Below are 26,223 nucleotides of genomic sequence, written 5' to 3'. Positions count from 1 at the left end.
CGAGGGCCGGGAACCCGGGCGGGGTTCACTCGAAGGAGAGGGAGTCCATGTCCGCCCCAGCCCCAGCCTCGCCGGTCCCGACGCCCGCCTCCACCGACACCGTCACGACGGACGTGCCCGCCCGCCTGGACCGGCTGCCGTGGTCCCGCTGGCACTGGATGATCGTGATCGGCCTCGGGACCGTCTGGATCCTGGACGGCCTCGAGGTCACCACCGTCGGCAACATCGCGGGCCGGCTCTCCGAGGAAGGCAGTGGCCTCGCCATCTCCTCGGCTCAGGTCACCGGTATCGCGGCGGCGCTCTATGTGGCGGGCGCCTGCGCGGGTGCCCTGTTCTTCGGGTGGCTGACCGACCGGTACGGCCGCAAGAAGCTCTTCATGATCACCCTCGTCGTCTACCTCTCGGCGACCGCGCTGACCGCGCTCTCCTTCGACACCTGGTGGTTCTTCACCTTCCGCTTCCTCACCGGCTTCGGCATCGGCGGCGAGTACGCGGCCATCAACTCGGCCATCGACGAGCTCATCCCCGCCAGGTTCCGCGGCCGCGTCGACCTGATCATCAATGGCAGCTACTGGCTCGGCGCGATCGGCGGCGCGCTGCTGTCGATCGTCATGCTGAACACGGACATCTTCCCCAAGGATCTCGGCTGGCGGCTGACCTTCGGCCTCGGTGTTGTCCTCGGTCTGGTGATCCTGCTGGTCAGGCGGCACGTGCCGGAGAGCCCGCGGTGGCAGTTCATCCACGGCCGCGGTGAGGAGGCGGAGGGGCTGGTCACGTCCGTCGAGCAGGAGATCGAAGCGGAGAAGGGCGCACCGCTGCCGCCCCCCGAGGGCGAGATCACCATCGAACAGCGCAAGAGCATCGGCTTCGGTGTGATCGCCAGGACGGTCTTCAGGCGCTACCCGAAACGGGCCGTGCTCGGCCTCGCCCTCTTCATCGGCCAGGCCTTCCTCTACAACGCGATCACCTTCGGCTTCGGCTCGATCCTCACCACGTTCTTCGACGTGCCCACCGGCGGCACCGGCTACTACTTCGCCGTCATCGCGGCCGGCAACTTCCTCGGCCCGCTGCTGCTCGGCAAGCTCTTCGACACCGTCGGCCGCCGGGTGATGATCTCCTCGACCTATCTCCTCTCGGGTCTGCTGCTCTTCGGCACGGCGTGGCTCTTCGACCAGGGCTCGCTCGACGCGGTGACGATGACGGCCTGCTGGTGCGTGGTGCTCTTCTTCGCGTCGGCGGGCGCCTCCAGCGCGTACCTGACCGTCTCCGAGGTCTTCCCGATGGAGACCCGGGCGATGGCCATCGCCTTCTTCTACGCCATCGGCACCGCCGCCGGCGGCATCAGCGGACCGCTGGTCTTCGCCGACCTGACGAAGTCCGGCGTCGTCGGCGACACCGTGCTCGCCTTCCAGATCGGCGCCGGCCTGATGTGCGCCGCGGGCCTGGTCGCCGTGTTCCTGGCGGTCAACGCCGAGCGCCGCTCGCTGGAGGACATCGCCGCGCCGCTGTCGACGGCACCCGCCACGGCCGAGGCGTCCTCGTCGTCATCGTCCGCACAGGCGACCTGAGTTCGGCGCCGGGCCGTGTGAGTATCCCGTTCTGAGTACGCGTACTCTGTCGCGCCCCCGCCGCGCGCGGAACCCTCGTACGCATGACCGAGAAGCTGCTCCGCCCCTTGCGAACGTGCCCCTGGCCGGAACGCTGGCTGACGCGCGTGCTCGGCGCCGCCCTCTCCTGCGCGGCGTACCTCGTCTGTCTTCCCTGGGACCTGCGCAACCGCCCCGAGACGCCGGACTCCGTCGTGGAGACCACCCCGGTGACCGGTACGGGTGTCCTCGCCCTCGTCGCGGCCCTGCTGCTCCTGGCCGTCCACTTCGGCCACCGGGACGCGCTGGCCTGGCCGTTGCTGCTGGTCGCGGCGCCTCCGGCGACCCTGCTCCACGTGTCGTTGCGCACCCACCCCGGCCCCCCGGACGGCTTCACCGACGTGTGGCCGCTGACCTGGGCGTTCCTCACCCTGGTGGGGGCTGTCGCCGTGCTTGTCGTGGCCGCGGTGGCACGGCGGTTCCGGGCGGACCTGGTGGACGCGTGGGAGGAGGAGCCGAGCCTGGCCGCCCGGTCGTGAGACGGTTCGTCTCACGGCCCGTGACGAGCCGGCCGACTGCCCGTCACACACCCCGCCCGCTGCGCGACACGAGCGCCGGCCGCTGTCCGTCCCGAACGTCGGCCCATGCCCACGCGTCGCGAGGAGGACACCGGTGACCATCCGCAGGATCGTCCCCGACATCCAGGTCGGGTCCGAGCGGGACATGACGACGAACCGGGACTTCTACGGCCTGATCGGCTTCGAGGAGGTCATGAACCAGGGCTGGGTCATGACCCTCGCGTCCCCGTCCAACCCCACCGCCCAGATCAGCTTCCTCACCGAGGAACGCACCGCTCCCGTCGTCCCCGACCTGAGCGTGGAGGTCGAGGACGTCGACGCCGTGTACGCGCGGGTGATCGCGTCGGGTGCGGAGGTCCTGCGCGAGCTGCGGGACGAGGAGTGGGGCGTACGGCGGTTCTTCGTACGGGATCCGAACGGACGGGTGGTGAATGTGCTGGAGCATCGGGGGTGAGGGCGGGACGGTGCGTGCGCGTGCGCGTCGGCGGGATGGTGCGGGCACGTGCGCGTCGGTGCGAGGGTGCGAGGGTGCGAGGGTGCGTGCGCGTGCGCTCGGTGCGGCGGTGAGGGAACGTGCGTGCCGCGGGTACGTGCGTGCCGGCGCGACGGTGTGGGAACGTGCGCGCCGTGCCGTGCCGGGCAAGTCACTTACCCTCACTGGCCGTAGAAGTACCGGGACCCCTTCTCGTTGAAGTACGAGGCGTAGACGCGTCCGAGAACCGGCTTGCCGCGGTACATCCCGACGTACTGGCGCGAACTGTCGACCACGACGGGCCGGGTCATGCAGGCGAACTTGACCCGCTGCTGCGCCTCGGCCCACTGCACGGCCGCCGGATCGACCCGGTCGCTGACCAGCAGCGGGAAGGCGCCGATGCCGTTCTGCATGCCGACGGGCAGACCGCCCTTGGTGTCCTTGGCGTACCGCATCACCTGTTCGGTGAAGGCGGAGACGGCCGGCACGGTTATCTCCGGGACGGCCGCGGCCACCGTGAACAGATGCAGCTTCGTCGCCATCCAGCGCATCCGGAACTCGGCCCGCCGTCCGACGAGTACGGGCACCCCGGCCCAGTCCTCCCACCGCGTGGCGCAACCGTCCTCGGTCAACTGACGTTCCACGAAGGCCAGGTAGGTGCCCGGCGCCGACTGATCCTGTTGTGCGTACATGGGCGGGATCCTAGGCCCCCGGAGGCGACACGCTAAGCCCCTGTGGTGGACCCCGGACGGATGATCATCAGGACGGTGACGGTGGCCCACAGCAGGTTGAAGATCCCGGTGAACATCGCGAGCCGTACGGTCGCCGTACGGTCTCCCGCTCCCGCCGGAGTCAGGCCCTCCAGGATCGCGCTCTGCCGGGGCAGCACCAGCGCGGCGAGGACCACGGCCGCGAGCGCGGTCAGCGCGATCGAGACGATCAGCCAGGTGTCGCCGAGCACACCCATGGAGCTCGCCGTGGCGAACCCGAAGACGGGAACGACGACGCCCACCACGGCGTACACCCGGCAGATGCGGTGCAGCAGCCGCGTGGTGGCGAGGGCGTCCGCGCCGTCCGGCGCGTCGAGGACCTTGCGCGCGGCCGGCGGGAACATGCTCGCGGCCACCGTGACGGGCCCGATGGCGACGATCGCGGCGATGACATGGACGGCGAGGAGGAACTTGGTCACGGGTTGACGGTAGGGGCGGGGGCGGATCTTGGAAAAGTGGCAGTTTTGCCAGGGATCAACGGATTCCAGCCACTCCAGCCACTCCAGCCACTCCAGCCACTCCGGCCCATGCCCGACGGCCGGTCCGAACTAGACACCGGGCCCTCCGAACTGGGCTCCCGGGCCGGTCCGAACCGGGCTCCATGGCTGGTCCGAGCCGGGCGTTGGTTCTGTTCACGCCGGTGGGCGCCCAGCTGCTCAGTAGCTCTGCCGGGGTGACTGGAAACCGGCGCAGGCCTAGGCTCCAGCCATGCACACCGTGGCCGTACTGGCACTCGACCAGGTCATCCCGTTCGACCTCTCCGCCCCGATCGACACCTTCGGCTGGGCCCGACTGCCGGACGGGCGGCCCGCGTACCGGACCCGGGTGTGCTCGGTCACCGCGGACGCGGAGGTGAGCGCGGGCCCGTTCACGCTGCGCGCCCCGTACGGTCTGGAGGCGCTGGCCGAGGCGGACACGATCATCCTGCCGGGCGTCGCCGACCCGTCCGCGCCCCTTCCGCCGGGCGTCGCGGAGGCGCTGCGCGCGGCGGCCGAGAACGGCACCCGGATCGCCTCGATCTGCGTCGGCGCCTTCGTCTTCGCCGCCACCGGCCTGCTGGACGGACTGCGCGCGACCACGCACTGGGTCGCGGCCCGTGAACTGGCCGCCAGGTACCCGGCGTTGACCGTCGACCCGAACGTGCTCTACGTCGACAACGGCCAGTTCCTCACCTCGGCGGGCGCGGCGGCGGCCCTGGACATGTGCCTGCACATGATCCGCAAGGACCACGGCTCGGCGGTCGCCGCGCACGCGGCCCGGATGTCCGTCATGCCGCTCGAACGGGAGGGCGGCCAGGCCCAGTTCATCGTCCACACACAGCCGCCGGTACCGGCCGGGGCGACCATGGAGCCGCTCCTCGACTGGCTGGAGGAGAACGCGGACCGCGAGCTGACCCTGGAGGACATCGCGGACCACGCGGGCATGAGCACCCGCACCCTCAACCGCCGCTTCCGCGAACAGACCGGCACGACACCGCTCCAGTGGCTCCACCGGTCCCGGGTACGGCGCGCCCAGTACCTCCTGGAGACGACCACATACCCGGTCGAACGCATCGCCACCCAGGCGGGCTTCGGCTCCCCGACGGCCTTCCGGGACCGCTTCAAGCGGGTGGTGGGGACGAGCCCGTACGCATATCGGCGGGCGTTTCGGGGGGCGGGGGAGCCAACCTCCTGAAACACAGAAGCGGCCGCACCCGCGCGCGCCGGCCCGCGCGAAGCGCTGGTCCGCGCGAAGCGCTGGAACCGCCGGTCGGTGAGAAGCTCTGGCGGGCCGGGCGTCGAGCTGCTCAGGCGCGTTGCCGTCGAGCCGCTCAGGCGTGCCGCTCGAGCGCACCGGGCATCGAGCCGCTCAAGCGCGCAGAGCATCGAGCCGTTCTGGCGCGCCGAGAGTCGATCCGCCTAGGCGTGCAGGGGCGTCGAGCCGCTCAGGCGTGCCGGTCGGCCACGGCCCAGGAGGCGAGGGCGACGGCCCCGGCGACGCCGAAGACGGCGGGCCAGGCGCCCACCTTCTTGGCCAGCGGATGCGACCCGGCGAAGGCGGCGACGTACGCGGCGGTCAGCGCCCCGGCGGCCTTCCGGCCGGCCTGCTGCTTCCACTGCTGCGCGGCGACAGCTCCGGCGGCGGCCAGTACGACCCCGCCCAGCTGCCGCTTCCTCGTCCAACGGGCGACGCCGTACCCACCGACAAGCCCGCTGGCGGCCACCACCGCGGCCGGAACCTTCGCCATTACTGCCTCCTCGTTCGTCACCCGAGGCTAACGCCCTGACGGAGCCCGGCGGCCTTGCCCCCGGGCTCGGAGCTCGGTCACATAGCCCGCGGAGATGGCGCACCCGGCACTGGCGAGGGCGAAGCCCACGGCGGCGGGACCAATGTAACCGGGGACGATGTCGTAGCTCCCTCCGTCACTCGTCTCGCACACGAAGCCCAGGGGGACGTAACTCACGGAGTAGCCGGAGATCTCGATCCCCCGCTCGTGCCGCTCCATCCACCCCGACGTCCGACAGGGCCGGGCCGGCGCAGAGTCGGTCCCCCCGTCCTCCGCCTCCATGAGCGAACCGGCGACGTAGAGCAGTCCCCACGCGTACAGGGCGACGGCGAGAGCGCCCGAGAAGGCGGCGAGCGTCCGGAGCGCCACGGTCGCCTCGACGCGCCGCTTGCCGCGCCGTGCGAGGACGCTACAGCCGTACCCGACGAGGCCGAACGCGGTGACGGCGGCGATGACGAGGAACAGCAGAGTCAGAAACCACATCGCGGCCCGCCCCAGGTGTCAGTTGTTCGGTCGATCGGTGAGTCTCGAATCTGCCGAGTTCAGCACGGTGATCGCCGCACACCTGTGGCGGAGCCCACAGTTCCGGCAACAGAGGCGTCACAGTTCACGCGAGTCACCGACAGGCCGACTGTCGGTGGCACCCGCTTGGATGGGCCGCATGACAGCTCAAGACATCGCCGGCGCGCTGCCCGACGTCGACTCCCTGAGAGACGTCTGCCGAGCGATGGCCATGGCGGAGGCGACCTGAACCCCGAGGGTGAGCGCTACTACTCGTACAGCGCCCAGTGGTCGGAAGCCGAGGAAGCGGCTTCGATGAGGAACGGATCCGGCGACGAGTACGACATCGTCTTCGCCCCACCGGCGCGTACATCCGCGGCTTCGACCACGAGTCCCCCTTGAGCCCGTACCACCGGGAGGACGTGCCGGAGCCTTGGCCGGGCGTTCTGGACTCAGTGCCGGAGGCCTTCCGGCGCTATGTCGACGAGCCCGCCTTCACGGACGAGGACGGATGCCCGGTGGTGACGGTGAGCCTGTGGCGCGAGACGAACGCCCCGTCCTGGCAGGCGGGCCGGATCACCTTCCCCGAGCCCCACTCGGATCCCGACGGCTCGCACCGGCTCTTCGAACTCCTCCTGGACCCGACCCCGGAGGCGTTCCGGATGTTCGCAGAGGACTACTACGAGGTGTCGGTGGACGTCGAGGCACTTCGCCACATCTACGACCTGCGCCCCCTCGGGCAGCGGGACATCGTTGCCCTGAACCCATCGGCCGGTGACGAGAGGGTCCTCGCGGCGGCCAAAGCGATCGGCTACCCCCTCGCCGTCGACTTGAGGCCGGCGGCGGGGTGACTCCTTGCGCCGTCGGCGATCACGTCGTTGGTTCCGTTATCCCTCGTTCGGGCAGGCGGCGTATGAAGGCCTGCCATTCGGCGGTTGATACCGCGACGATGGGGCCACCCGTGTGTTTGGAGTCCCGTACGAGGACACCGCTCGGCGTGAGAGACGCTTCCACACACTCGGTCGTGTTACCGCCGCTGTACGACGACTTGAACCAGGCAGGCTCGGAAGCGGGCTGGAGGCCGACGGGCATTCACAACTCCTTGCTGGCGCGATGGATCATGGCGGAGGACGCCTCCATGTCCAACGCTTGCGCGCGCAGGTACTCGAACGCAAGTCTGTATCGCTCCAGTTCCTCGTCCTTTTCCAGGAAGAGGGAACCTGTATGGAAGTCCACGTACGCGACGTCGAGTGCCGGTTCGACGCCACCGATGATCACGAAGCTCCCGAGCGCGGCGGCATGAGCTCCCTTCGAGAAGGGCAGCACTTGAAGCGTTATGTGCCGTGAGTCGCTCGCTTCGAGCAGGCGGTCGAGCTGTTCCCTCATGGCCTGCGGTGACCCGACTACCCGGCGGATAACGGACTCGTCGAGGATCGCCCACAGCTGCAACGGCTTCGGTCTGGCGAGGATCTCCTGCCGTCTCATGCGGATATCGACCAGCCGCTCGATCTCGGCCGGCTCCAGGGGTACTTCGTTCGCCTTCTGCAACGCGGTGCTGTACGCGCGCGTCTGCAGGAGGCCGGGAACGTAGACGCAGGAAAAGTGACTCTCGCGTACAGCCTCGTCCTCAAGCGTGAGCAGCAGATTCATGCTCTCAGGGATCGAGTCGGCGAAGGAACTCCACCAGCCCTGCTGCTTGGCGTCCTTGGCCAGTCCGACAACGGCCATACGTTCAGCGTCAGTTACTCCGTACTCACGGCACAGCGCGTCGACAACGATCCATTTGACCGGCCCGGACTGAGTCTCGTAACGGCTCACTGTCGCCTTGGACACGCCGACAGCCTGCCCGGCCTCCTCAAGGGTCAGGCCCTTGCGTGTACGCAACTTGCGCATCATCGCGCCTAGTTGGCGTCGCCGGGTGGTGGTTCGTTCGGCCATGCGGCTCCCTCGCCAGGTGCCGGGCGGAGACCCGGGCTGCCGACAGGCTAGGGCAGCACGTACGCGGACCTGCCTCAGATTCACCCTATGGATTCTCGTGAGAAGTTACACAGTGAGAGTTCTCTGTGCGATGCTCGCCTACAGATCGCTACGCAGTGCATCCATTCAGGCACGTTCGGTGCTGCGTATGTGTGGCGCAAGAGAAGGAGTGGCCGTATGTCTGGCTGTGAAGTCACTGAACCCCGGCTCCGTTCCGTGCTGTCCTTTGAAGCTGTTCCCACGGAAGTACGCCTCCTTCGGAGAGCCGCCGTGGCCCAGCTGGACCGATGGGGCATGCCTGTGGCCGCCGACGAGGCGGAACTGCTCGTTACCGAGCCGGCGACCAACGTGGTCAAGCATGTCGGCGAAGGCGCCTCGGCGACGCTGATCATTGAGTTGCGCGGTGAGCGGCTGCGCCTCGAAGTGCACGACAAGAGCCGGGTTCTGCCGTCACCGAATGCGGGGGACTGCTACTCGGAGTGCGGTCGGGGCCTGCATCTGCTCGCGGCGTTAGCGGCGGACTGGGGCGCAGTGCTGACCGCAATGGGCAAGGCGGTCTGGTGCGAGATCTTGATCGGCCCCGGCCGGGCGTGTCGGCGCATGGAGCGTGCCGTCGAGGCGCTGGAGGGATACCAGGGCTCGAGTCGCGAGGCTCTGCTTCGGGGGAGTGGGCGCCATATCGGTCTTGAGGAGTCAGCGGTGGAGCTGATCGCGGATCTGCTCCACTGGACCGCCGCTCGCGGCCTCGACCCGGATGACATCCTCGACCGCGCGCAGATGCATTACGAAGCTGAAGCGGACGCGGCCTAGTGGGACGGCGTTCAATCAGACTTCCGCATCTGCCTCCGAAGGTCGGCAGGGGTGCGCCAGGATTCTCCAAGGAAGCTCCTGTGGCACATGCGATGGCAGTTCGCGCACAGCAGGGCAAAATCTGCGATCCGGGTCTCCGTCACACCCGATATGTGGAGAGGCAGCCTGTGGTGGACCTCGATGTACCCGGCTCCCAGCTCGCCATAGGCGGTGGTGAAGTCGAACGAGCACGCTTCACAGTGCAGAGTGTCGCCCTCCTCCAGGACCGCCCGGATCTTCCGGTCGCGCAGAGGTCTGCTCCGCTCGCGGTGGAGGGCCCAACGCGTGAGGAGCCGCCCCTCGCGTGCCGTATCCGCCTCGCCTTCCTGGGCGGGTATGCGAACGATCTCGGCGGATGCCGCACCCGCCCGCAGGGCACGAGCGGCGGCGAGCATTTCGGCGGGATGGTCTGTGAAATCGGCCACCACCTCCCGGGTCAGCCGGCCACCCTTCATGGCGGCTCCGTGATATCCGGCCCGGGCTGTCACGATGTTGCCCGATTTCAGGCTGACGCTGCCTGGGGAGCGGAACTTCGGATCCTGCGTGGCGCCATCGTGCAGTGGAAGCCTTCTGAGGATCCGGGACAGGTGCTGCACCCGCTCGTCAGCAACCCGCAGCTCACGCCAGCCGTTCTCGGCGACGAGCGCGCAGGCCAGCACCAGCTCGTCCCGCGTCCAGTTAATTCTCGCCACAGCAGTATCGTACGAGCATTCGAAATTGCCCATGCTGCTGGTGACCGAGGTGGGCAGGGGATGCCGCACACTGGTGTGTGCCGCCGCGTCGAGTCGCAATGTCAGTGGGTCATGTCACCCTCTGTGATGGCTGCCGTATGAGGCGTCAGTGGAATTCATGCAAGAGGAGGGGTCATGACCGGGACTGACCAGGGCTATACGTCGATCGAGATCTGCGCCGGCGCTGGCGGGCAGGCGATCGGACTGCACACGGCCGGTTTCAGGCACCTTGCCCTCATCGAGATCGACAAGTACGCGGCGGCGACCCTGCGTGAAAACATCGAGGTGCACCCGAAGTGGGACTGGGAGCGCGCCAACTGTGATGTGCTCTGCCAAGACGTGGTGGAGTTCGACCCCGCGCGTGACTTGGTGAAGAGTGCCGGTCTCTACAGGCGTGGTGAGGTTGACCTGCTTGCCGGAGGTGTGCCGTGCCCGCCTTTCTCTCACGCTGGCAAGCAGCTCGGTGAAGACGATGAGCGTGATCTCTTCCCGCGCATCCTGGAGCTGGCCGAACTCATCCGCCCTCGCGCCGTGATGATCGAGAACGTCCGCGGACTCATGGACCCCAAGTTTGATGACTACAGGTCGCGGATCCAGGCCAGCCTTGAGGACATGGAACCTGACGAGGACGGGCTTCCTGGCTACGAGGTCGTGGCGTGGAAGGTCTACGAAGCGGAGCAGTTCGGTGTTCCGCAGCTTCGGCCGCGCTCCATCCTTGTCGCTTTCCGGAAGGACGTCCTCAAGGACCTGAAGTACGAAGCTCCCGCGCCCAGCGCCGAGACGGTATCGGTCTATGAGGCGCTTAAAGACACGATGCAGGACCGTATTGCACCGTTTTTGGAGGGGGCTCAAGCCGCCCAGGCGCAGAAGGTCTTCGATGATTGGGCAGACGACGCTAGGAAAGGCGTAGCTCCCACGCTCGTGGGCGGTTCTAAGAAGCACGGAGGCGCTGACCTCGGTCCCAGCCGGGCTAAGAAGGCATGGGGGAAGCTGGGCGTCTCGGGTATGGGCGTGGCCAACGCGCCAGTGAACGGCCAGCCGACCGGCACTGAGGATCGCGATCTGTTCCGCGCTGGCGGCCCCATGCTGACGGTTCGCCAGGCCGCGATCATTCAGGGGTTCCCGACGTACTGGGAATTCACGGGTGGCAAGACGGCCCAGTACCGACAGGTCGGAAACGCGTTCCCGCCGCCCGTTGCGCAGGCCATCGGTGAATCGATCATCGAGGTGCTCAGGGCCGATCGCAACCGTGGAGCTAGCGGGTGACTGAGAGTCCCTGAGGGGCGGGGTGTCTCGCAATGGCCCCGCCCCTCGGCGGCCTGTCAGTTGTGGCCCAGCAACTTTTCGATATAGCCGATCAGCTTTTCGTTTTCGCTATGCGGCAACTTGCGTGCGCGGTCATGTGCGCGGTCGAGCTTCGACCGTGAGCGTTCGCCAGTGCGGAGCCAGCTCAGGAGTAGCGTCAGATCAGCTTTTCTTAGCTGCTTAATTTCTGCGACTACTTCATCATATTGCTCCGGATCAGGGAGCTCATTCCGTACCGTCTCGTTGCAGCGTGCGCATTCTGTTCGCCAATTGTCGATATCATCGGCGGCGCCTCGTGCGCGCAAGCGCTCTTGTGGGACGCGGTGTCCAATAGTGAGTTTGGCCTTAGTGTTAGGTTCGCCTGGGTAGGATTCTCCGTTGCCCACCCCGCATACCTTGCAGCGTGAGCCATCTCTGTCGAGGACGATTCGACGCGTGCGCTGTGAGAATGCGGGAGCGCCTTTGGAACCCTTCCTTTCCTCCTTTAGCCACAGCTTGTGTCCCTTGGCTTCCAGCCGGTAAGTGTCCTGTGGGAGGGTTCGGTCATCTTTGTAAGACCGGATTATCCACTCGAACTCTCTCAGCTTGCGAAGCCGTCGGTTGAGGTGCTCTGATTCGCCTGTGATTTCCGGGCCGAGGGCTGTTCGCAGTTCCCACATGGTGAAAGTCTCGCCGACTTCCTTATGGAACCAGATCCAAGCGCCCAGCTTTGGTTCCTGGCCGAAATCCATTTTAGTGCCAGGCCAAAAAGAAAGTTCCCACCAGAGCGTGCCGTCTGGGGCTCTCTGTTCGTCTTGCGGCTCGTCCGCGTCTATCGGAAGCATGCGAGGGAGTATGGCCGGCTCGGTGGACCCTTGCCGAGATGCCTCGCTGTGGTAGTTGCGGTAGCGGCCGTGCTGAGGCTCGGGTTGCCCTGCTGGAGGCTGGCTCATGTTTTTGGGCGTCTTGACGTCACCGCATGACAGATCGCCGCGCTGCATTCTTCCGCTGTCTCGTGCTCCCAGAAGCGCAAGACCAGCCAGCCGGCGGCCTGTAGGCGCTCATCTGTATCGCGGTCGCGAGTTATGTTCCGTGCCACTTTGTCAGACCAGTAGCCGGGGTTGGTCTTGGGGGGAACATAATGATCAGGGCAGCCGTGCCAGTAGCATCCATCAATGAAGACGGCTACTTTGGTCGGCCGGAAAACCATATCGGCGGTGCGGCGAAGATCTGAGAGCGGGCGAGCCGCCACTCGGTACCGCAGCCCCTGAGCGTGTACCAGCCGACGGACAAGCAGCTCCGGGGTGGTGTCCCGGCTCCTGATCGCCTGCATGTTGCGGCGGCGCGCGGCGGACGACGCCCACGAGCCCTCGGGCGGCACCCAAGTGGTTGGTGACGGATCTGGTTCTGAGGCGGGATTACTCATCTATGGTGACTTACCAACCGGACAGCGTTGGCGGCAGCGTTTCATGGGAGAGAGGGAAGCCCCGCTCGACAGTAGCTTCCTGGTCCTCTCCAGCCTTTTCGGCAGAAGAGGCGAGTGCGAATGGCACCTGCATTGTCAGTCCTGCCTGGTGTGTGATGGCAAGGCCGGGGCGGTTACAACCGGGTCGTCTGCCCGCGCGAGGACCCATTGCTTCGCGTCCAGTGTGACTCGCGGGGCATCGCCGTGCTGAGGCCCTGAGGTGACCACCCGGGCGCTGACGAATTCGCCCTCTTCCGGCAGAGGAAGGCCCAGCTGTCCGGCGATCTCGCGATGGCTGGCGTAGTCCCCCATGATGAGGATTCCCTCCGGCATCAGCGCTGACCGGCTGCCGCCGTTGCCGCGAACCCGCTTCATGTAGTCCTTCTGCTGGGCCACCGTGCGGATCACGTTGCGTCCGATGCGCCGTTGCTGAACGCGCCGGAAGAGCTCGTTCAAGCGGCCCTGCCCGGAGTTCGATGCGAACACGGCGTCCCGATCTGCGGAATCCATGTGGAGCAGTACGTTCTCGGGGAGAGCCTCGTTGCGCCAGAGCCACTGGATCTTGTCCCGGTGGCCAGCCTTGATCGTTAGCTTGAGGTCCCGGTTGCTGCCAGCGTTCAGCCACTCGCTGCGTATCCGGACGAGACCTACGCTCCAGAGGGACTTGTAGTCATCCGCCCAGGCCAGCAGGCAGAGGTGGCCCATCGCCTCCGGCGGAATCATCCAGCCGCCGAACTGCTGGGAGTATTTGCAGTCCACGTCGACGCCGGCGATCTGGTAGTCCATTGCGTCGCCGTCCGCGAACCTGAACTCACGCTGCAGATTGATCTCCACGAGCGTTCCCGCGTGAGTCTTCTCGGTCTTGAAGAGTGCCCTCCAGTCGTAGCGTCCGGTTACTTCTCCGTTGAGCAGCTGGTCGATGGTGTCACGGAGGACCATGGCGAACCGGCGGCCCGTGGGGTCGAGCGCCTTGATGTGGTCGTAGACCTCGTCGAGTTCAGGGTCCACCCCGGGCGCCACCTGCTGCAGAGCGACCGCAGTGGCGGCTTTGATGTCGGCCTCTTCGAAAGGAAGCATGCTCTCCTCATCGGTGACTGATTCGTTTCGCCCGGAGCTGTCGTGCCTCAGAACGCGTTGACGATAGCCGCGTCTGGGCGGCTGGAGTCCATCGTCCGGAAGCGCACGAGCTGCTGTTTCGTGTCGATGGCCGCCTTCGGCGGAATCACGGTGAACGCCATGGTGACCCGGTCAGCGGCAGCAGCGCCCGTCGCGGCAACGGACTTCACCTCATCGTCCTGAGTGGCTTCTACGACGGGGTACAGAAGGACGACACCTTGAGTCGCTCCGAGCGCGGGGGCGCTGTCCTCAGGAGAGGCCGAGTCTGGCCCATTGATCAACTGCTGCGCGTACAAGCGGTGTTCCAGGCCAGAGATACGGCCGAAGGACAGCTTGCCGGACTGCCGGCTTCGGCGGAACAGGGAGAAGGGGCCCTGGTCCAGCAAGGTGGCTTCGATCCGGTTGCGCTGCGTGCGCTGTGGAGCGATGACCAGCCAGTCGTCGACCTTGGCCAGGCGTCCGTCGAGCTGAGACAGGTAGACCAGGTGCGGGGCGAGTACGTTGCCGTCCTCCCACTCCAGCGAACCGAGGACGGAAAGAAGCTGGGCGTGGGGGATCACCGTGGTGGCTGCCTGGAAGCTACGGGACAGCGGCGACGTGCTATCCGGCCTCAGCAGGCAGGTCGTTGGAGTTCCGTCGAGAGCCGTGAGAACGGGCTTCCAGCGCTCGGTGTTTCGCGCCGTCATCTTGGAGTCCAGCGGGTATGCCGCCGGTTCGATCGGTGTTCCCGGCGACCGCACCTCTACCAGTTCCGCGTTGAACATCTTGTTCCGCGCAGACGGCTTCACCCACGGCAGATGCTGGGCCACCAGTGGCGGGATCTGGGCGGGAGTTACCTGGGGGCGGCCGTTCACCAGCGGGGCGTAGCGCGTCAGTTCGGCGCGGAAGAGTTCCTCGTCGCGGCAGATCGCCTCGAAGGCCTCGTACAGGTCGACGGTCTTCGCGTTGCGGCCGCGGCCGAGGGCCTCTTCCCGGCCGATGTACAGCCGCACCAGGTCCCGGTAGCCGGGGCGGAAGCCGAACCAGCGGCCCATCTGCATCAGGGTGTCGGCCTGCTGTGTCGTGCGGCGGTAGTACGTGATCGTCAGGCCCTCGACCGTGAAGCCACGGGACAGCTTGGTGCCGCCGACCAGAATCTTCCAGACGTTCGGGGTGCGGTCGAAGTCCAGGTCGGGCTGGGCGTAGTCGCGTTCGCTCTCGCCGTTGATGACCATGACGGGGCTGCCGCCCCGGTTGATGAGGCGGCGGGCTTCGCTGACGTACGGCTTGAGGTCCGCGTAGGTCGCGGGAGTGGGCAGGGAGTCGTCCGCATGGGTGTGGAAGTCCGCGCCGAAGAGATCCGCCAGGCGTGCGTGGCCTTCCGGACCGGTGTGCGCGGAGTTGTCCCACAGGGTTCTGATGCGCTGGGCGAGTGCCGCGTGCTCCGCCATGCGGACCGATTCGTGCACCAGCATCGTGTGGTGCCGGAACGGGTCGGAGGAAACGCCGTGCTCCGCCCGGTAGATCTTCAGCGCGCCCGTGAGCACGAAGGCGTCCAGGGCCTCCTGGAGGCGGTCGCCCGTGGAGTCGAAGACGCCCCGTACGTGCTTCTTCTCGGCTTCGCCCGTCTCGCCGTCGATGTCGTCCAGGTCATGGAAGTCCTGAACGCCCATGTAGTCGGTGGGACGGGGCAGGGAGATCAGGAAGTCCCGCGGGAAGAGGTCTTCCTCGTCACCCGGGTCGACGAACACGTTGGCGAACGGGGTCGCGGTGTAGCCGACGTACTGGGCACGCGGCAGCAGCTTGAGGAGCTTGCTGATCTGGCCGTTGATCGCGGTGCGGGTGACCTTGCCGTCCTCCCACTTCTTGGGGTCCGTGGTGTTCACGGAGGCCTGGTCCGACTCGTCGTCGATGATCAGGGCCGGGATCTCGCCGAGGATCGGACCCATCTTTTTGAGGTCCTTGACCAGCTTCTCCAGCACCGACTTGTTCTTCTTCACGACCATGATCCGTGCGCGGGCCGCGTGCAGGTTCGCCGGGTCGTGCAGGGGGCGGGTGCGGTCGGGCTTCTCGAACTCCAGCGCGCTGATGCCACGTTCCAGGGACATGTAGTCACGGTCGCGGGAGGTGAGGCGCTCGATGTCGAAGGCGCCGAGGTCGGAGGGGCGGGCGCCGAAGGAGACGAACTTGGCGGGCCAGTCCTCGTCGTCCTGGTAGTCGATGCCGACCAGGGCGTCCGGGTCGTTCGGGTCGGCGGCGCCGAGGATGTTCTCCTGGCCGATCAGTTCCATGTCGAGCCGGCGCTGGGTCTGGCCGCGCAGCAGGTTCAGGGTGCCGCCGAGCACGATGACCAGCCGGTATCCGGCGTCGATGGCCTTGGCCGTGACACCGGTGAAGTTGGCGGTTTTGCCGGACTGCACATAGCCGACGACCAGTCCGCGCGCGCCGTACGGGTCGTCACGGGTGGGGTCGGCCAGCCGCTCCACGACCGCGTGGGCGGCCTCTTCCAGATCGCAGATTGCCGCGTCGTCCCAGGTGTCCTTGCTGCGCAGTAGCCGCTCGTAGGAAGGCCAGTAGAAGGAGCGGTTCGCCGCCTGTTCCCGGGTGTACCAGGGCTGGAACTCACGGCTGATGGTGACGGGACCAGGCTCCGTGTGGACGGGGACGGCGGTGTCGAACGCCTTGCGGAGATCCGTGTCCAGCGCGAGCTTGTCGTAGACCTCGGCGCGCCGTTCGGGGGTGCGTGCCGTCGTGGCCGACCACGAGGGGGTCTGCTCGAAATCCCAGGCGGTGAGCTTGCGGCGCCAGACGGCGAGCAGGTCGTCCCCGGGGGTCGCGGCCAGGATGCGCTCGTGGAATCCGGCCACGTCCGTGTCCGTCGGCTCTTCGTCGTCGGCGAGCGCGAAGGCGAGCTTGGCGAAATGCTTGGGCCCGCGTCGGCTCATCGCGTCGAGGACCTCGCCGTGGAGGTCGGTGAGGCGGTCGGGAGCGAGCGTGTTCTCGGCGGTCACGGCGGTCGGGCGGCCTCTCTGATGTACGGGCAGGTGCTGGGGAGAGCGGGGTGGACTAACCCTCGACACGGGCGAGTTCGGCCCGTACGGCGGTGACGAGCACGCTGTTCCACAGGGTGACCTTGTCGGTCTGGTTGGCCGAGACCCGCTCCTTCTGGAAGATCTCGTTGAGCATCAGATAGAGCAGGCTCTTGAGGACCGGGGCGTCGTTGGAGCCCCCGCGCCGGTTGCCGTTGAAGGCGTGCCGGTAGTCCTTGTTGAGGACGACCAGGCGTTCCTTGTGGTCGATCGTGAAGAGCAGTTCGGCGGAGTCGACGTCGGGCGGCACGTCGAGCCTGGCCCAGGTGAAGGTGATGGGGTCATCGCCCTCCAGCTGGGGCAGTTCGTCCCGCAGCGTCCGCTTCAACTTGGGGTCGATGCCCTTGCCGGGTGGGATGACGGCCATGCGCTTGACCTCGGTGCGCCGCTTGGCGGCTTCGCGGTAGGTCGCCTCGGCCTCTCGGACATATTCGGCGAAGGTGTGTCCAGTGGCGGGGACTTCCGCCTTCTCCAGCCCCCGGGCGAACGCGGGGGTGACCTGGACGCCGTCCTTCTTGACGGTCAGGGCGAACACGTCGTTGGGCTCGGACGGCAGGTCCACGGCGATCCGGGCGAGGGCGAGGTGGCCCTCCGGGCTGCGGGTGTCGTTCCAGCCGCCGGCCTGGACGAGCCGGTCGTTGCGGTAGAGGTAGAAGCCTTGGCGCTCGGCGAGCGGGCCGATGCCCCGGTAGGCGACCAGCGGAGACTTGGGCGGCCATATGTGCGTGGTCAGCGCGACGTCGCCGACGCCCTCGACAGGTGCGACGTACGTACGGGGATAACCCGGGCGGCCCGGGACCCGGTAGCCGAACGGGTCGATGTGTTCCACGCTCCGGTGGTCCAGTTCCTCCCGGGTGTGGACGTCCTCGACGACGATGTCCACGTGGAAGCCGTCGCGGGCGAGGAAGCGGTGGAGGTAGAGACCGAGGTGCGTCTCGAGCCGTTCGATCGCGTCATTGAGGTAGCGGTCGGTCTGACCGGTGGTGATGGTCTCGAACGTGCGGACCTGGTCCCAGCGCACGATCGTGCCGTGCCAGTCGATGATCCCGTCGTAGCGGTCGACCAGGTTCTGGCAGTACGTCGCGTCGACGATGTCGCAGGTGAAGTCGGCCTGCGCGCGGGCGGTGAGCCAGCGGCGGCCGGTCGACGGGCTGCGCTTGGTCCGGCTGATCACGGTGAGCGCATCGGCGTGCGAGAGCGAGGCGGCCTTCAGCCCGGCACCGAAGTGCCCGAGCGCGCCGGCGGCGTAGTTCTCGCGCCCGCCGACGGTCATCGCCGTGTCCAGACCCGCCTCGTCCATGCCGTGGCCGTCGTCGATGACGAGCAGGCCGACGAGACGGTCCCGTCCGCCGCGCTCACCCGTGTCCCGCAGGAAGCTCACGACGACGTTGTGGGCTCCCGCGTCGATCGAGTTGTCGATCAGGTCGGCGATGGCCGCCTCGAAGCCGTAGCCCTGGTGCGCGAGCGATTCGAACGACCTCGCCGCAGGGGGGAGCCGCTTGCTTCCGCTGGTGGGTACGTCGAACTGCCACTCCGAAGACGGCTGGTAGGGCGGCATACGTGTTCCTCGCGCACAGGGACATGCCCGGGATGCGTGCGGGCAGGCCAGTTCGGTTGACACGTGTGACGTTAGCGTGCGTGAGTTGTGAAGGAATAGTGGGATCGGAATATGTGTGCGCGACGCCCCCTGGACATGTTCCAGGGGGCGGACCCCGACGGGCGTGACGCCGCCGGTCTCAGGCTTCCGGGATCCCGTGGCATTCCTGGTACTGCCGGTCCGACCCGCACCAACAAGCAGCCCCCCGCTGCGGAGGCCAAGCCACCGCCAAGCCACGGGCTGCCAGGGTTGTCGTGTACTGGGGGAGCAGGGTCGTGTCCGACGGGGGCGAGGCCTCCGAGGCGGCGAAGGCCTCGTAGGACGGGACCGTGGCGGTGACGATGCCGAGGTTCGGGGTGCCGGAGGTGGACAGTTCGCGCAGGGACGCCTCTATCGTCGCGAGGTGCTCCTCGTGGGAGGGGTACTCGGCGGTGAGGGCCGGGTACGCGGCGACCAGTTCCGCGAGTTCGGGCGCCGACCAGTGGAGGACCGCCACCGGGAAGGGGCGGGACAGGGCCTGGCGGTAGGCGCCCAGTTCGGCCTGGAGACGGGTGATCTCGGCCTGGAGTTCCGCCGGGTTGTCCGAGCCGAGGGACCAGACCCGCTTGGGGTCGTGGAGTTCGTCCAGGGAGATCGGGGACGAGTGGAGGGTGTCGGCCAGCGCGTCCCACTCGTCGTGGGCCGCGCCCAGCATGCGGCGCACACGGTGGCGGCCGACGAGGAGGGGGAGGGTGGAGTACGGGGGCTCCGGTACGTCCGTCAGGAGCAGGACCGTTCCCTGTGTGAAGGTGTCCTGCGCCGCTTCCAGTTCGTCGTGCGACTCCAGGGCCTCCGCCACGATCACCCAGGGGGCCGGGTCACGGGGGGCCGCGGCCCTGACTCCGTCGATGATCGCGCGCGCCTCGGCCTCGTGGTCGTACTCCCAGAGGTTCGAGGCCTTGAGGGCGCGCACCAGGTGCGGGCCCTCGAGGGGGATGTCCGAGGAGAGGAGGCGGTCGTAGAGAGTGGTGGCGCCGGGGCGGTCGCCGGCCAGTTCGAGGTGGGCCGCGGCCTGCAGGAGCAGGTGCTCGGCGTCCTCCGGATACAGGCCGGCGGTCCGCTCCAGGCGAGCCGCTTCGGCGGTGTGGTCGACGTTCTCGGCAGGCGTGTCGGGGCGCATGGTGGACACCGTACTGCCGCCGGGCCGTCAAGGAGAGAGACCTGCAGGCCAGAGAGGCGGGAGTCCCCGGGGGCATATTCCGGGACCGCGCGTGCGCGCCGCGTCGGCAGAAGGCCCTGTCGCTGAGACCTCGGAGGCCGAAGGCCCTGTCTGCCGAGGGCCCCGCAGGCTGGGGACTTCGGTGGACAGGGCGGGGCCGCCACCGGTCCGGCGAGGGCCCCGTCGATCGGCGGCCGCGTCGACCGCCGGCCCGCCGTGCCCCGACCCCGCCGTGACCCGCCCCCCGTCGACCGGCGGCCGCGGTGATCCGGCCAGCCGTGACCCGGTCCGTCGTGACCCGTCAGTCCCGCCTCACACCACCACCCCGTCCACCTGCAACGTCTGTACCGCCCCCGCCGCGAACGGCACCGCGAGGGACTTGCCGGTCAGGTGGGTGTCCGAGTGGGGTGTGTAGAGGTCGCCGGTGCCGGAGGTCAGGGTGTTCCAGCGGGGGACCAGACCGCTCGTGCCACCGGTGACCGTGGTGAAGCGGGAGAGGTCGAAGGTCAGGGTCTGGGCGGACGTGGCCTTGTTCGCCGCGACGATCACCAGGCGCTTCGCCGTCGCGTCGTACGCCGCCACCGCGTAGTCCACGCCCGTGTCCACGATCGTCATTCCCGGGCGGATGTGGCGGCTGAACTGGGCCATCACATAGAGCTTCGTCTCCACCGCGCCGGCCGTCAGGGTGCCGGCGTCGTACTTGATCATGCCCCAGCCCGCCGTCGGGTCCATCACCTGCCAGTAGACCCAGGCGGTCGGGTGCAGCCAGCGGAAGTCGAGGAGGAGGTTGCTCGCCAGGGTCAGGCCGGTGCCGTCGCCGTCGCCGTACTCGGAGTTCCACAGCGTCTTGCCGGAGGACGTCACGGCATCCGTGTAGAGGAGGTCCCGACGGCCGCCCGAACCCTGGTAGCCGTGTACGTTGACCCGGTTGACCAGGCCCTTGGCCGTCGAGCCGAAGGAGTTCCACGTCGTACGGGCCAGGTCGTAGCTCGTCTCGTCCGACGCGGAGATCTTGGTGCCCGTCAGGCCTCGCTTGTCCAACTCGCTGCGCAGGTAGGGGAGTACGGCCGCCTGGACGGACGCGTCCATGTGGCAGCCCTCCTGGGTGCCGGTGGACGTCCACCAACTGGAGGCGGGCTCGTTGAACGCCTCCACGGTGGCGAAGTTCACGCCCCAGTTCGTCTTCGCGTAGAGCGCGACCGCCGCGAGGTGGGAGGCGTGCTGGCGGTAGTTCCAGGGCTGGAGGTTGTTGCCGCCGCCGGACGCGCCCGACGGGTTGTGGTTCAGGCACATCCACCACATCGGGGAGTTGGCGAACAGCTCGCTCGTCGCGCCGCGTGCCGTCGCCTTGGTGAGGGCGGCGCGCTGGGTGGCGTCCGCCGTCCATTTCCAGGCCGACGACGTCGGGTCCTCGTTGTTCCAGTCCTGCCAGTAGCCCTCGATCTGCTTGAAGGAGGGGATGTTGGCGGAGGCGGTCATACTCTCGCCGCCGACGGTGTTCCAGCTGCACGCGCCGAGGTTGTAGCGGGCGATGGTCATACCCAGGCCGGGACGCGAAGCGCCGTTGTACGTGGTCGACTTGGTGGTGAAGAAGAGGTCGGCGAAGTCGTCGCGGGCGCCGAAGACGTTGGCCCACCAAGCCAGAGAGGTGCCCCAGCCCTCCCATTTCCCGTACGTCGTCGTGGGGTTGACGGCGATCGTCGCGTCCGCGCGGGCGGTGCCCGTCGCCAGGGCGCCGCCGAGGACCGTACCGCCCGCGGCGGCCAGAAGTGTTCTGCGTCGGATCATGGCTGGCTTCTCCGTCCGTCTGAAGCGCAACTACCGGTCGTCCCACCGGAGTTGGCCGTCGGATTACGACTCGACTTCGACTCGTCCGCCGGTTCGTCCCCACCGGCGCTCGCCCGTCCCGCTGATGCCATCAGGAAGCATCGGGTGTGGCGTGTGGGGTTGTCGAGAGTTGTGACAGCCCTTTCTAAAACCGGTGGAGGAAGCATTCATCGGTCCGGCGGCTCGCGTGGCCAGAGCTCGTCGGTGGAGGGGCTCTTCGTCGGGCGCGGGGCATCGGGGCGTCCGGAAGCCGCGCGGGGCTGGTGAGTTGACGGGGTGCCGCCTATCGTGCGGCCCGGCGAAGGGGGCGTACGGATGCGGGCTCCGGGGATCGTGCACCACGGCACGCGGCGACGGCGGGCCGCGTACCGGCGCGCGGTCTGGAACGGTGCCGAGGTGCTCGTCACCGTCGGAGTGGTGCTGCTCCTCCTGGTCGTGCACCAGCTGTGGTGGACCAACCGGCAGGCGCAGCACGACGCGGAGCGCAAGGTGCAGGCGCTGGAGCGGGAGTGGGGGAACCCGGCCCCGGGGAGTGCCGACCCCGACGCGAGCGCGGGTCCCGGCGCGGGGAAGGGTGGGAACGGGAAGAGCGGGAAAGGGAAGGGTGAGTCGGGGAAGGCCGGTGCCGGGGGCGGCGGGCGGTCCGCCGGACAGCTTTCCTCGTCCGGTGCCGGGCGGGCCGGAGCCGACAGCGTTCGGACGCGGCCCCGTTGGTCCCAGGCCTACGCCGTCCTCGACATTCCCCGTCTCTCCCTCCGGGTGCCCGTGGCCGAGGGCGTCAACAAGCCGGGCGTCCTCAACAAGGGCTATGTCGGCCACTACAAGGGCACCCAACAGCCGGGCCAGGCGGGGAACTTCGCGCTGGCCGGGCACCGGAACACGCACGGGGAGCCCTTCCGGTACCTCCCGAGACTCCGGCGTGGCGACACGATCACCGTCGAGACGAGGACCGCCGTCTACACGTACACCGTCGACCGGACGCTCGCGCGGACCTCTCCGCGCGACGGCGGGGTGATCCGCCCGGTGCCCCGCAGCACGGTCCGGCCGTCGTACGGGTACAGCGAGCCCGGGTACTACATCACGCTCACGACGTGCACCCCCGAGTACACCTCCACGTATCGCATGGCGGTGTGGGGGAAGCTCACCGCCATGCGGCCCCGTTGACCCGGACCCGGCCCCGCTGATCCGGACCCGGCCCCGCCGACTCGGGCAGGCCTGGCGGCTCGGGCCAGGCCCGCCGGGTCACGCCAGGCCTGCCGGTTCACGCGGGGCCCGCCGCTAGGGCCCTGCCCGCCGGCTCACGCCGGCTCGTCGGCCTACGCCCGGTCCCGCAGGACCAGCACACTCGCCGCCGCCAGTGCGGCGAGCCCCGCCGAGACGACGATCGCGATGTCCGCGCCGTGCGCCGGTCCGCCGGTGGAGGTGACGAGGGCGATCGTGAGGGCGACTCCGGCGCAGGAGCCGATGTAGCGGAAACTCTGCTGGGCGCCCGAGCCCATCGCGGCGCGGGTCGCGGGCACGGATTCGACGGCGAGCAGCGGCAGCGCGGCGTTGAGCAGGCCGCTGCCCACCCCGGAGATGACGAAGCCCGGGAGCAGACGGGCCCAGGAGTCGGCCCCGACCGCGCCGAGCATCGTCAGGACACCGGCCGCGTGCAGTGCGAAGCTGAGGGCGAGCTGGTGGCGGTGGGAGATCCGGCCGGCGAGACGGCGGGCCTGGAGGGCGACCGTGAAGGAGAGGCCGGACCACAGCAGGAACAGCCACGCCGTGTCCATCGCGGACAGCCCGAGCGTCCGCTGGAGCAGCGCCGGCAGGAAGCTGAACAGGCCGATCACCGCGAGGCCCATGAAGAGCCCGCCCGCGGACGAGGCGAGGAAACGGCGGTGGCGGAGCAGACCGAGGTCGATCATGGGCGTCCGGGTACGGCGTTCGACGACGACGAAGACGGACGTCAGGACGAGGAACGCCGCCAGCAGCAGCCCCACCGGCGCGCGCAGCCAGCCGTCGCGGCCCAGCGTCAGCGCGGCCACCAGTGACACCAGCGCCAGGCCGAAGGTCAGCGCCCCCGCGAGGTCGGGTCGGCCGCCGCGGGGTGCGCGGGACTCGGTCAGGGCGCGGGTTCCGAGAAGGGCGACCACCAGGGCGGCGGCGCCCAGGACGGCGTACGCCATCCGCCAGTTCCAGCCCGCTATGGCCCCCGCGAGGAGCGGGCCCACCGCGATGCCGGCGCTCACGAACGCGCCCCACACCCCCGTCGCGTGCAGTCGCCCGCGCGGCGTCGGGAAGGCGTGCACGATCAGTCCCAGGCTGCTCGCGAGGATCGCCGCGCTCGCCGCGCCCTGCGCGATGCGGGTCAGGGTGAACAGCCAGGTCGAGCCCGCGAGCGCACCGAGGGCGGTGGTGAGGCCGAGGGCGACGGTGCCGGCCAGGAAGATCCGGCGGCGGCCGTAGTCGTCAGCGAGACTCCCCGCGACCAGGAGCAGCGCGGCCAGGCCCAGCGGGGTGCCGTTGAGCAGCCAGGCCTGGGCGGAGACCGAGGTGTGCAGCGCGGCCGCGGTGTCGGGGAGCGTGACCATCGGGGCCGTGTACGTCATCAGGGCCACGGCGGTGGCGGCACTGGTCAGGGCGAGGGTCTGGGTGGCCCGCGGAGAGCTCTCCGCCGGGGTGGCCACCGAGGCCGCCGACGCCGGAGAGGGCGCGGAGGCGGAGCCCGCCGGAGGGGTCGACGTCACGGTGCCCCCGGAGGGCGCGGTGGCGTGGGTGGGCTGCGTGCTGGTGTCGGTCCGGTCGAGCCGGGTCATGGCCTGCCCTTTCGAAACGGCGGATCATCCGTACGGTGGCACGGTAGGTTCAGTCATTGAACCGACTGCTGGAGGAAACCGTAACACCCTAGGTTCGTTCATTGAACCAACATGTCGGAAAGTGGCTACAGTGGGGTCATGGCTCTGGGCAAGGACTACGCGACGCAGGAGTGCTCGATCGCCCGCGCGCTGGAGATCGTGGGCGAGCGCTGGACGCTCCTCGTCATCCGCGACGCGCTCTACGGCGTACGGCGCTACAACGACTTCCTCGTGCACCTCGGCATCCCGCGCGCCGTGCTCGCGGCCCGCCTCCAGACGCTCACCACCGAGGGCATCCTCGAAAAGCGCCGCTACCAGGAGTCGCCGCCGCGCGACGAGTACGTCCTCACCGATCGCGGTATCGCCCTGTGGCCCACCGTGCGCTCGCTCGGCCTGTGGGGCCGCGAGCACTTCGACGAGACCCGCCTGCGCTACTTCCGGCACGCCGCCTGCGGCACGGAACTCGGCCCGTACGGTGAATGCCCCGCCTGCGCCATGGTCGTGCCCGTCCCCGACGTCGAGATGACACCGGGCCCCGGACTCGACCGGGACCCGTCGGATCCGGTCAGCCGGGCCCTGCTCGGGCCGAGGCGGCTGCTGGATCCGATCGAGACGGACTCCCAGAAGCCGGCCGGTGCGCTCTCCCGTAGGCCTGCCGGAGCGGACGGCCGGGAGTCGTCCGGAGCGGACGACCGGGAGTCGGTCGGGGTGGATCGGCGGGAGTAGGCCGGCGCCGATTCCCGGGGTGCGGCCGAGAGGCATCCTGTATAACGAACGGAAGGGCACGCGCACCACGTACGAGAGGAGGGGCAGCCGATGATCCGGACCTGGGCCGACGCCCGCCCCGCCGGCGTACTGCTGCTCCTGCTCCTCGAGGTCGCCCTGCTCGACACCGGCAGCCTCACCGCCACCGTCGCGCTCGCCGCCACCGCCGCGGCAGGCTCCGCCTTCGTCGCCTGCTCCCTCATCGTGTCGCGCTGCGCGCCCGCCGTTCCGCCCACCCGGGTGCGCACGGCCATCCGCGACCGCGCCCGACGTACCGCCTTCCTGCCGCAACGCGATCCGGACGCCAGTGGCCGGCCTCGGCCCAGGGCCCCCGGACACGCCCTCCCGGCGACCGCGTAGGGCACCCCTTCACCCCGGTGACTCTCACCAGGGGTGGACTCTCCATCCCCGGTGACCCCGCGCGGGTCGTCATGCCGCATTCCGTCATCCCGGCACGACGAGACCCCCGGAGGGCTCACCCATGTCCACGTTCATGTCCGCTTTCGCGCACCTGGTCGAGCGGTTCGCCGACCTGCTCCAGCCGTTGTTCCAGGCCTCGGCGGCGGCCGCCGCGATCGTCCTGTTCACCGCGCTCGTACGACTGCTCGTGCATCCCCTGTCGCGGGCGGCGGCGCGGGGGCAGCGGGCGCGCGCGGCGCTTCAGCCGCAGATCGCACAGCTGCGCAAGAAGCACGGGAAGGACGCCGAGAAATTCCAGAAGGCACTGATGGAACTGCACGCAGAGGAGAAGGTGTCGCCGCTCTCCGGATGCCTGCCCAGCCTGCTCCAGATGCCGGCCTTCTTCCTCCTCTACCACCTGTTCTCCAGCCCGACGATCGGCGGCGGGGCCAACACCGTGCTCGGGCACACCCTGTTGGCCGCGCCGCTCGGGGGCCGGTGGGCGGACGCGCTCGGCGACGGCGGGCCCTTCGGGCCGTCCGGCCTCGTCTACCTGGCACTCTTCGCCGTCGTCGCGGCCGTGGCCACCTTCAATTTCGTGCGGACGAAGCGGATGACCGCCGCCGCGCCCGTGGTGGGCGACGGGGAGCAGGTGCCCGGGCTCGCCTCGGTCACCAAGCTCATGCCGTTCATGTCCTTCTTCACCCTGTTCACCGTGGCCGTGGTGCCGCTGGCGGCCGCGCTGTACGTGGTGACCAGTACGACATGGAGCGCGGTCGAGCGGGCGGTGCTCTACCGGGACATGCCGGGGGCCGCGCCCGCGACCGCGGCGCTCGTCTGACGGGGCTTCTCGTACAGGCGCGCGTGGTCCAGTCCGTGAACGGGGTCTTGCGGACTGGACACCGAGCTTGGAGGATCGACCAGTCCTCCGATG

At 68.7% G+C, this 26,223-nt stretch carries 25 protein-coding genes and 1 pseudogene; 11 read left to right on the top strand and 15 right to left on the bottom strand.

Features of this window, described 5'->3' with window-relative positions; translation table 11 throughout:
• Positions 1–47: 47 nt before the first annotated feature.
• The 3 genes from ACWD68_RS06755 to ACWD68_RS06745 all read left to right on the top strand — a co-directional run bounded on the left by ACWD68_RS06755 (position 48) and on the right by ACWD68_RS06745 (position 2,618).
• A complete protein-coding gene (locus ACWD68_RS06755; RefSeq protein WP_451805397.1) occupies positions 48–1,568 on the top strand; it encodes an MFS transporter in 1,521 nt (506 codons plus the stop codon).
• A gap of 83 nt (positions 1,569–1,651) precedes the next feature.
• Positions 1,652–2,125: a hypothetical protein gene (locus tag ACWD68_RS06750; protein WP_451805396.1), complete on the top strand. Its 474-nt coding sequence runs from the start codon at positions 1,652–1,654 to the stop codon at positions 2,123–2,125.
• 133 nt (positions 2,126–2,258) lie between these two features.
• Positions 2,259–2,618 carry a VOC family protein gene (locus tag ACWD68_RS06745; RefSeq protein WP_451805395.1) on the top strand — a complete coding sequence of 120 codons (360 nt, stop codon included), beginning with the start codon at positions 2,259–2,261 and terminating at the stop codon, positions 2,616–2,618.
• A gap of 200 nt (positions 2,619–2,818) precedes the next feature.
• Here ACWD68_RS06745 and ACWD68_RS06740 read toward each other — a convergent pair whose 3' ends face one another.
• Entirely contained in the window at positions 2,819–3,328 is a 510-nt protein-coding gene (locus ACWD68_RS06740) for a levansucrase (RefSeq protein ID WP_451805394.1), read from the bottom strand.
• A 32-nt stretch (positions 3,329–3,360) separates the two neighbouring features.
• On the bottom strand, positions 3,361–3,825 hold the full coding sequence (locus ACWD68_RS06735) for a hypothetical protein (protein WP_451805393.1): 465 nt from the start codon (positions 3,823–3,825) through the stop codon (positions 3,361–3,363).
• A 289-nt stretch (positions 3,826–4,114) separates the two neighbouring features.
• On the opposite strand from ACWD68_RS06735, the gene ACWD68_RS06730 reads away from it, so the two are divergent.
• Positions 4,115–5,080 (top strand): GlxA family transcriptional regulator, encoded by a 966-nt coding sequence (locus ACWD68_RS06730; RefSeq protein ID WP_451805392.1) that lies wholly within the window; start codon positions 4,115–4,117, stop codon positions 5,078–5,080.
• A gap of 250 nt (positions 5,081–5,330) precedes the next feature.
• Here ACWD68_RS06730 and ACWD68_RS06725 read toward each other — a convergent pair whose 3' ends face one another.
• The gene (locus tag ACWD68_RS06725) at positions 5,331–5,633 is read right to left on the bottom strand and encodes a hypothetical protein (RefSeq protein WP_451805391.1); all 303 of its coding nucleotides are present in this window, start codon (positions 5,631–5,633) and stop codon (positions 5,331–5,333) included.
• A 27-nt stretch (positions 5,634–5,660) separates the two neighbouring features.
• Positions 5,661–6,155 carry a hypothetical protein gene (locus ACWD68_RS06720; RefSeq protein ID WP_451805390.1) on the bottom strand — a complete coding sequence of 165 codons (495 nt, stop codon included), beginning with the start codon at positions 6,153–6,155 and terminating at the stop codon, positions 5,661–5,663.
• 440 nt (positions 6,156–6,595) lie between these two features.
• On the opposite strand from ACWD68_RS06720, the gene ACWD68_RS06715 reads away from it, so the two are divergent.
• On the top strand, positions 6,596–7,024 hold the full coding sequence (locus ACWD68_RS06715) for a hypothetical protein (protein ID WP_451805389.1): 429 nt from the start codon (positions 6,596–6,598) through the stop codon (positions 7,022–7,024).
• 19 nt (positions 7,025–7,043) lie between these two features.
• Here the strand turns inward: ACWD68_RS06715 and ACWD68_RS06710 are convergent, their stop codons facing one another.
• Positions 7,044–7,265, bottom strand: a complete 222-nt coding sequence (locus ACWD68_RS06710; RefSeq protein ID WP_451805388.1) for a DUF397 domain-containing protein — start codon at positions 7,263–7,265, stop codon at positions 7,044–7,046.
• Positions 7,266–8,111 carry a helix-turn-helix domain-containing protein gene (locus ACWD68_RS06705; protein WP_451805387.1) on the bottom strand — a complete coding sequence of 282 codons (846 nt, stop codon included), beginning with the start codon at positions 8,109–8,111 and terminating at the stop codon, positions 7,266–7,268. It abuts the gene before it with no gap.
• A 216-nt stretch (positions 8,112–8,327) separates the two neighbouring features.
• Between ACWD68_RS06705 and ACWD68_RS06700 the strand changes: the two genes are divergently transcribed.
• A complete protein-coding gene (locus ACWD68_RS06700) occupies positions 8,328–8,960 on the top strand; it encodes an ATP-binding protein (RefSeq protein ID WP_451805386.1) in 633 nt (210 codons plus the stop codon).
• 11 nt (positions 8,961–8,971) lie between these two features.
• On the opposite strand, the gene ACWD68_RS06695 is transcribed toward ACWD68_RS06700, so the two are convergent.
• Positions 8,972–9,691 carry an HNH endonuclease gene (locus tag ACWD68_RS06695; RefSeq protein ID WP_451805385.1) on the bottom strand — a complete coding sequence of 240 codons (720 nt, stop codon included), beginning with the start codon at positions 9,689–9,691 and terminating at the stop codon, positions 8,972–8,974.
• Positions 9,692–9,865: 174 nt separating this feature from the next.
• Between ACWD68_RS06695 and ACWD68_RS06690 the strand changes: the two genes are divergently transcribed.
• Complete coding sequence (locus ACWD68_RS06690) at positions 9,866–10,996, top strand: DNA cytosine methyltransferase (protein ID WP_451805384.1); 1,131 nt, start codon at positions 9,866–9,868, stop codon at positions 10,994–10,996.
• A 56-nt stretch (positions 10,997–11,052) separates the two neighbouring features.
• Here the strand turns inward: ACWD68_RS06690 and ACWD68_RS06685 are convergent, their stop codons facing one another.
• From ACWD68_RS06685 to ACWD68_RS06655, 7 genes are all read right to left on the bottom strand, one after another.
• Positions 11,053–11,859: an HNH endonuclease gene (locus ACWD68_RS06685; RefSeq protein ID WP_451805383.1), complete on the bottom strand. Its 807-nt coding sequence runs from the start codon at positions 11,857–11,859 to the stop codon at positions 11,053–11,055.
• A 104-nt stretch (positions 11,860–11,963) separates the two neighbouring features.
• Entirely contained in the window at positions 11,964–12,440 is a 477-nt protein-coding gene (locus tag ACWD68_RS06680; RefSeq protein WP_451805382.1) for a very short patch repair endonuclease, read from the bottom strand.
• 135 nt (positions 12,441–12,575) lie between these two features.
• Positions 12,576–13,556: a NaeI family type II restriction endonuclease gene (locus tag ACWD68_RS06675; RefSeq protein ID WP_451805381.1), complete on the bottom strand. Its 981-nt coding sequence runs from the start codon at positions 13,554–13,556 to the stop codon at positions 12,576–12,578.
• A gap of 47 nt (positions 13,557–13,603) precedes the next feature.
• Complete coding sequence (locus ACWD68_RS06670) at positions 13,604–16,519, bottom strand: Z1 domain-containing protein (protein WP_451805523.1); 2,916 nt, start codon at positions 16,517–16,519, stop codon at positions 13,604–13,606.
• A 121-nt stretch (positions 16,520–16,640) separates the two neighbouring features.
• The gene (locus tag ACWD68_RS06665) at positions 16,641–18,221 is read right to left on the bottom strand and encodes an ATP-binding protein (RefSeq protein WP_451805380.1); all 1,581 of its coding nucleotides are present in this window, start codon (positions 18,219–18,221) and stop codon (positions 16,641–16,643) included.
• 178 nt (positions 18,222–18,399) lie between these two features.
• Positions 18,400–19,419 carry an SEC-C domain-containing protein gene (locus ACWD68_RS06660; protein WP_451805379.1) on the bottom strand — a complete coding sequence of 340 codons (1,020 nt, stop codon included), beginning with the start codon at positions 19,417–19,419 and terminating at the stop codon, positions 18,400–18,402.
• Positions 19,420–19,770: 351 nt separating this feature from the next.
• Positions 19,771–21,246 (bottom strand): beta-1,6-galactanase, encoded by a 1,476-nt coding sequence (locus tag ACWD68_RS06655; protein WP_451805378.1) that lies wholly within the window; start codon positions 21,244–21,246, stop codon positions 19,771–19,773.
• Between the two features lie 354 nt (positions 21,247–21,600).
• Here ACWD68_RS06655 and ACWD68_RS06650 point away from each other — a divergent pair, with 354 nt between their 5' ends.
• Positions 21,601–22,449 (top strand): class E sortase, encoded by an 849-nt coding sequence (locus tag ACWD68_RS06650; RefSeq protein ID WP_451805377.1) that lies wholly within the window; start codon positions 21,601–21,603, stop codon positions 22,447–22,449.
• Positions 22,450–22,601: 152 nt separating this feature from the next.
• Here ACWD68_RS06650 and ACWD68_RS06645 read toward each other — a convergent pair whose 3' ends face one another.
• On the bottom strand, positions 22,602–24,086 hold the full coding sequence (locus ACWD68_RS06645; RefSeq protein WP_451805376.1) for an MFS transporter: 1,485 nt from the start codon (positions 24,084–24,086) through the stop codon (positions 22,602–22,604).
• 138 nt (positions 24,087–24,224) lie between these two features.
• Here ACWD68_RS06645 and ACWD68_RS06640 point away from each other — a divergent pair.
• From ACWD68_RS06640 to ACWD68_RS06630, 3 genes and pseudogenes are all read left to right on the top strand, one after another.
• Positions 24,225–24,743: pseudogene (locus ACWD68_RS06640) on the top strand (winged helix-turn-helix transcriptional regulator); the annotation flags it as partial.
• A 198-nt stretch (positions 24,744–24,941) separates the two neighbouring features.
• Positions 24,942–25,250, top strand: a complete 309-nt coding sequence (locus ACWD68_RS06635; RefSeq protein ID WP_451805375.1) for a DUF6412 domain-containing protein — start codon at positions 24,942–24,944, stop codon at positions 25,248–25,250.
• Positions 25,251–25,371: 121 nt separating this feature from the next.
• A complete protein-coding gene (locus tag ACWD68_RS06630) occupies positions 25,372–26,130 on the top strand; it encodes a YidC/Oxa1 family membrane protein insertase (protein WP_451805374.1) in 759 nt (252 codons plus the stop codon).
• Positions 26,131–26,223: the final 93 nt, after the last annotated feature.

The sequence above is a fragment of the Streptomyces sp. NPDC005141 genome, from assembly GCF_053599975.1.
The sequence above is the reverse complement of the archived record's forward strand: the minus strand, read 5'-3'. Positions and strand labels throughout refer to the sequence as shown.

Bases quoted from the DNA above. Each gene is read 5' to 3' on its own strand.
- ACWD68_RS06730 (WP_451805392.1), top strand. From the start codon at position 4,115: ATGCACACCGTGGCCGTACTGGCACTCGACCAGGTCATCCCGTTCGAC.
- ACWD68_RS06655 (WP_451805378.1), bottom strand. From the start codon at position 21,246: ATGATCCGACGCAGAACACTTCTGGCCGCCGCGGGCGGTACGGTCCTC.
- ACWD68_RS06685 (WP_451805383.1), bottom strand. From the start codon at position 11,859: ATGCTTCCGATAGACGCGGACGAGCCGCAAGACGAACAGAGAGCCCCA.
- ACWD68_RS06690 (WP_451805384.1), top strand. From the start codon at position 9,866: ATGACCGGGACTGACCAGGGCTATACGTCGATCGAGATCTGCGCCGGC.
- ACWD68_RS06650 (WP_451805377.1), top strand. From the start codon at position 21,601: ATGCGGGCTCCGGGGATCGTGCACCACGGCACGCGGCGACGGCGGGCC.
- ACWD68_RS06635 (WP_451805375.1), top strand. From the start codon at position 24,942: ATGATCCGGACCTGGGCCGACGCCCGCCCCGCCGGCGTACTGCTGCTC.
- ACWD68_RS06720 (WP_451805390.1), bottom strand. From the start codon at position 6,155: ATGTGGTTTCTGACTCTGCTGTTCCTCGTCATCGCCGCCGTCACCGCG.
- ACWD68_RS06740 (WP_451805394.1), bottom strand. From the start codon at position 3,328: ATGTACGCACAACAGGATCAGTCGGCGCCGGGCACCTACCTGGCCTTC.
- ACWD68_RS06725 (WP_451805391.1), bottom strand. From the start codon at position 5,633: ATGGCGAAGGTTCCGGCCGCGGTGGTGGCCGCCAGCGGGCTTGTCGGT.
- ACWD68_RS06700 (WP_451805386.1), top strand. From the start codon at position 8,328: ATGTCTGGCTGTGAAGTCACTGAACCCCGGCTCCGTTCCGTGCTGTCC.
- ACWD68_RS06630 (WP_451805374.1), top strand. From the start codon at position 25,372: ATGTCCACGTTCATGTCCGCTTTCGCGCACCTGGTCGAGCGGTTCGCC.
- ACWD68_RS06755 (WP_451805397.1), top strand. From the start codon at position 48: ATGTCCGCCCCAGCCCCAGCCTCGCCGGTCCCGACGCCCGCCTCCACC.
- ACWD68_RS06645 (WP_451805376.1), bottom strand. From the start codon at position 24,086: ATGACCCGGCTCGACCGGACCGACACCAGCACGCAGCCCACCCACGCC.
- ACWD68_RS06750 (WP_451805396.1), top strand. From the start codon at position 1,652: ATGACCGAGAAGCTGCTCCGCCCCTTGCGAACGTGCCCCTGGCCGGAA.
- ACWD68_RS06670 (WP_451805523.1), bottom strand. From the start codon at position 16,519: ATGAGCCGACGCGGGCCCAAGCATTTCGCCAAGCTCGCCTTCGCGCTC.
- ACWD68_RS06710 (WP_451805388.1), bottom strand. From the start codon at position 7,265: ATGCCCGTCGGCCTCCAGCCCGCTTCCGAGCCTGCCTGGTTCAAGTCG.
- ACWD68_RS06665 (WP_451805380.1), bottom strand. From the start codon at position 18,221: ATGCCGCCCTACCAGCCGTCTTCGGAGTGGCAGTTCGACGTACCCACC.
- ACWD68_RS06680 (WP_451805382.1), bottom strand. From the start codon at position 12,440: ATGAGTAATCCCGCCTCAGAACCAGATCCGTCACCAACCACTTGGGTG.
- ACWD68_RS06660 (WP_451805379.1), bottom strand. From the start codon at position 19,419: ATGCGCCCCGACACGCCTGCCGAGAACGTCGACCACACCGCCGAAGCG.
- ACWD68_RS06675 (WP_451805381.1), bottom strand. From the start codon at position 13,556: ATGCTTCCTTTCGAAGAGGCCGACATCAAAGCCGCCACTGCGGTCGCT.
- ACWD68_RS06705 (WP_451805387.1), bottom strand. From the start codon at position 8,111: ATGGCCGAACGAACCACCACCCGGCGACGCCAACTAGGCGCGATGATG.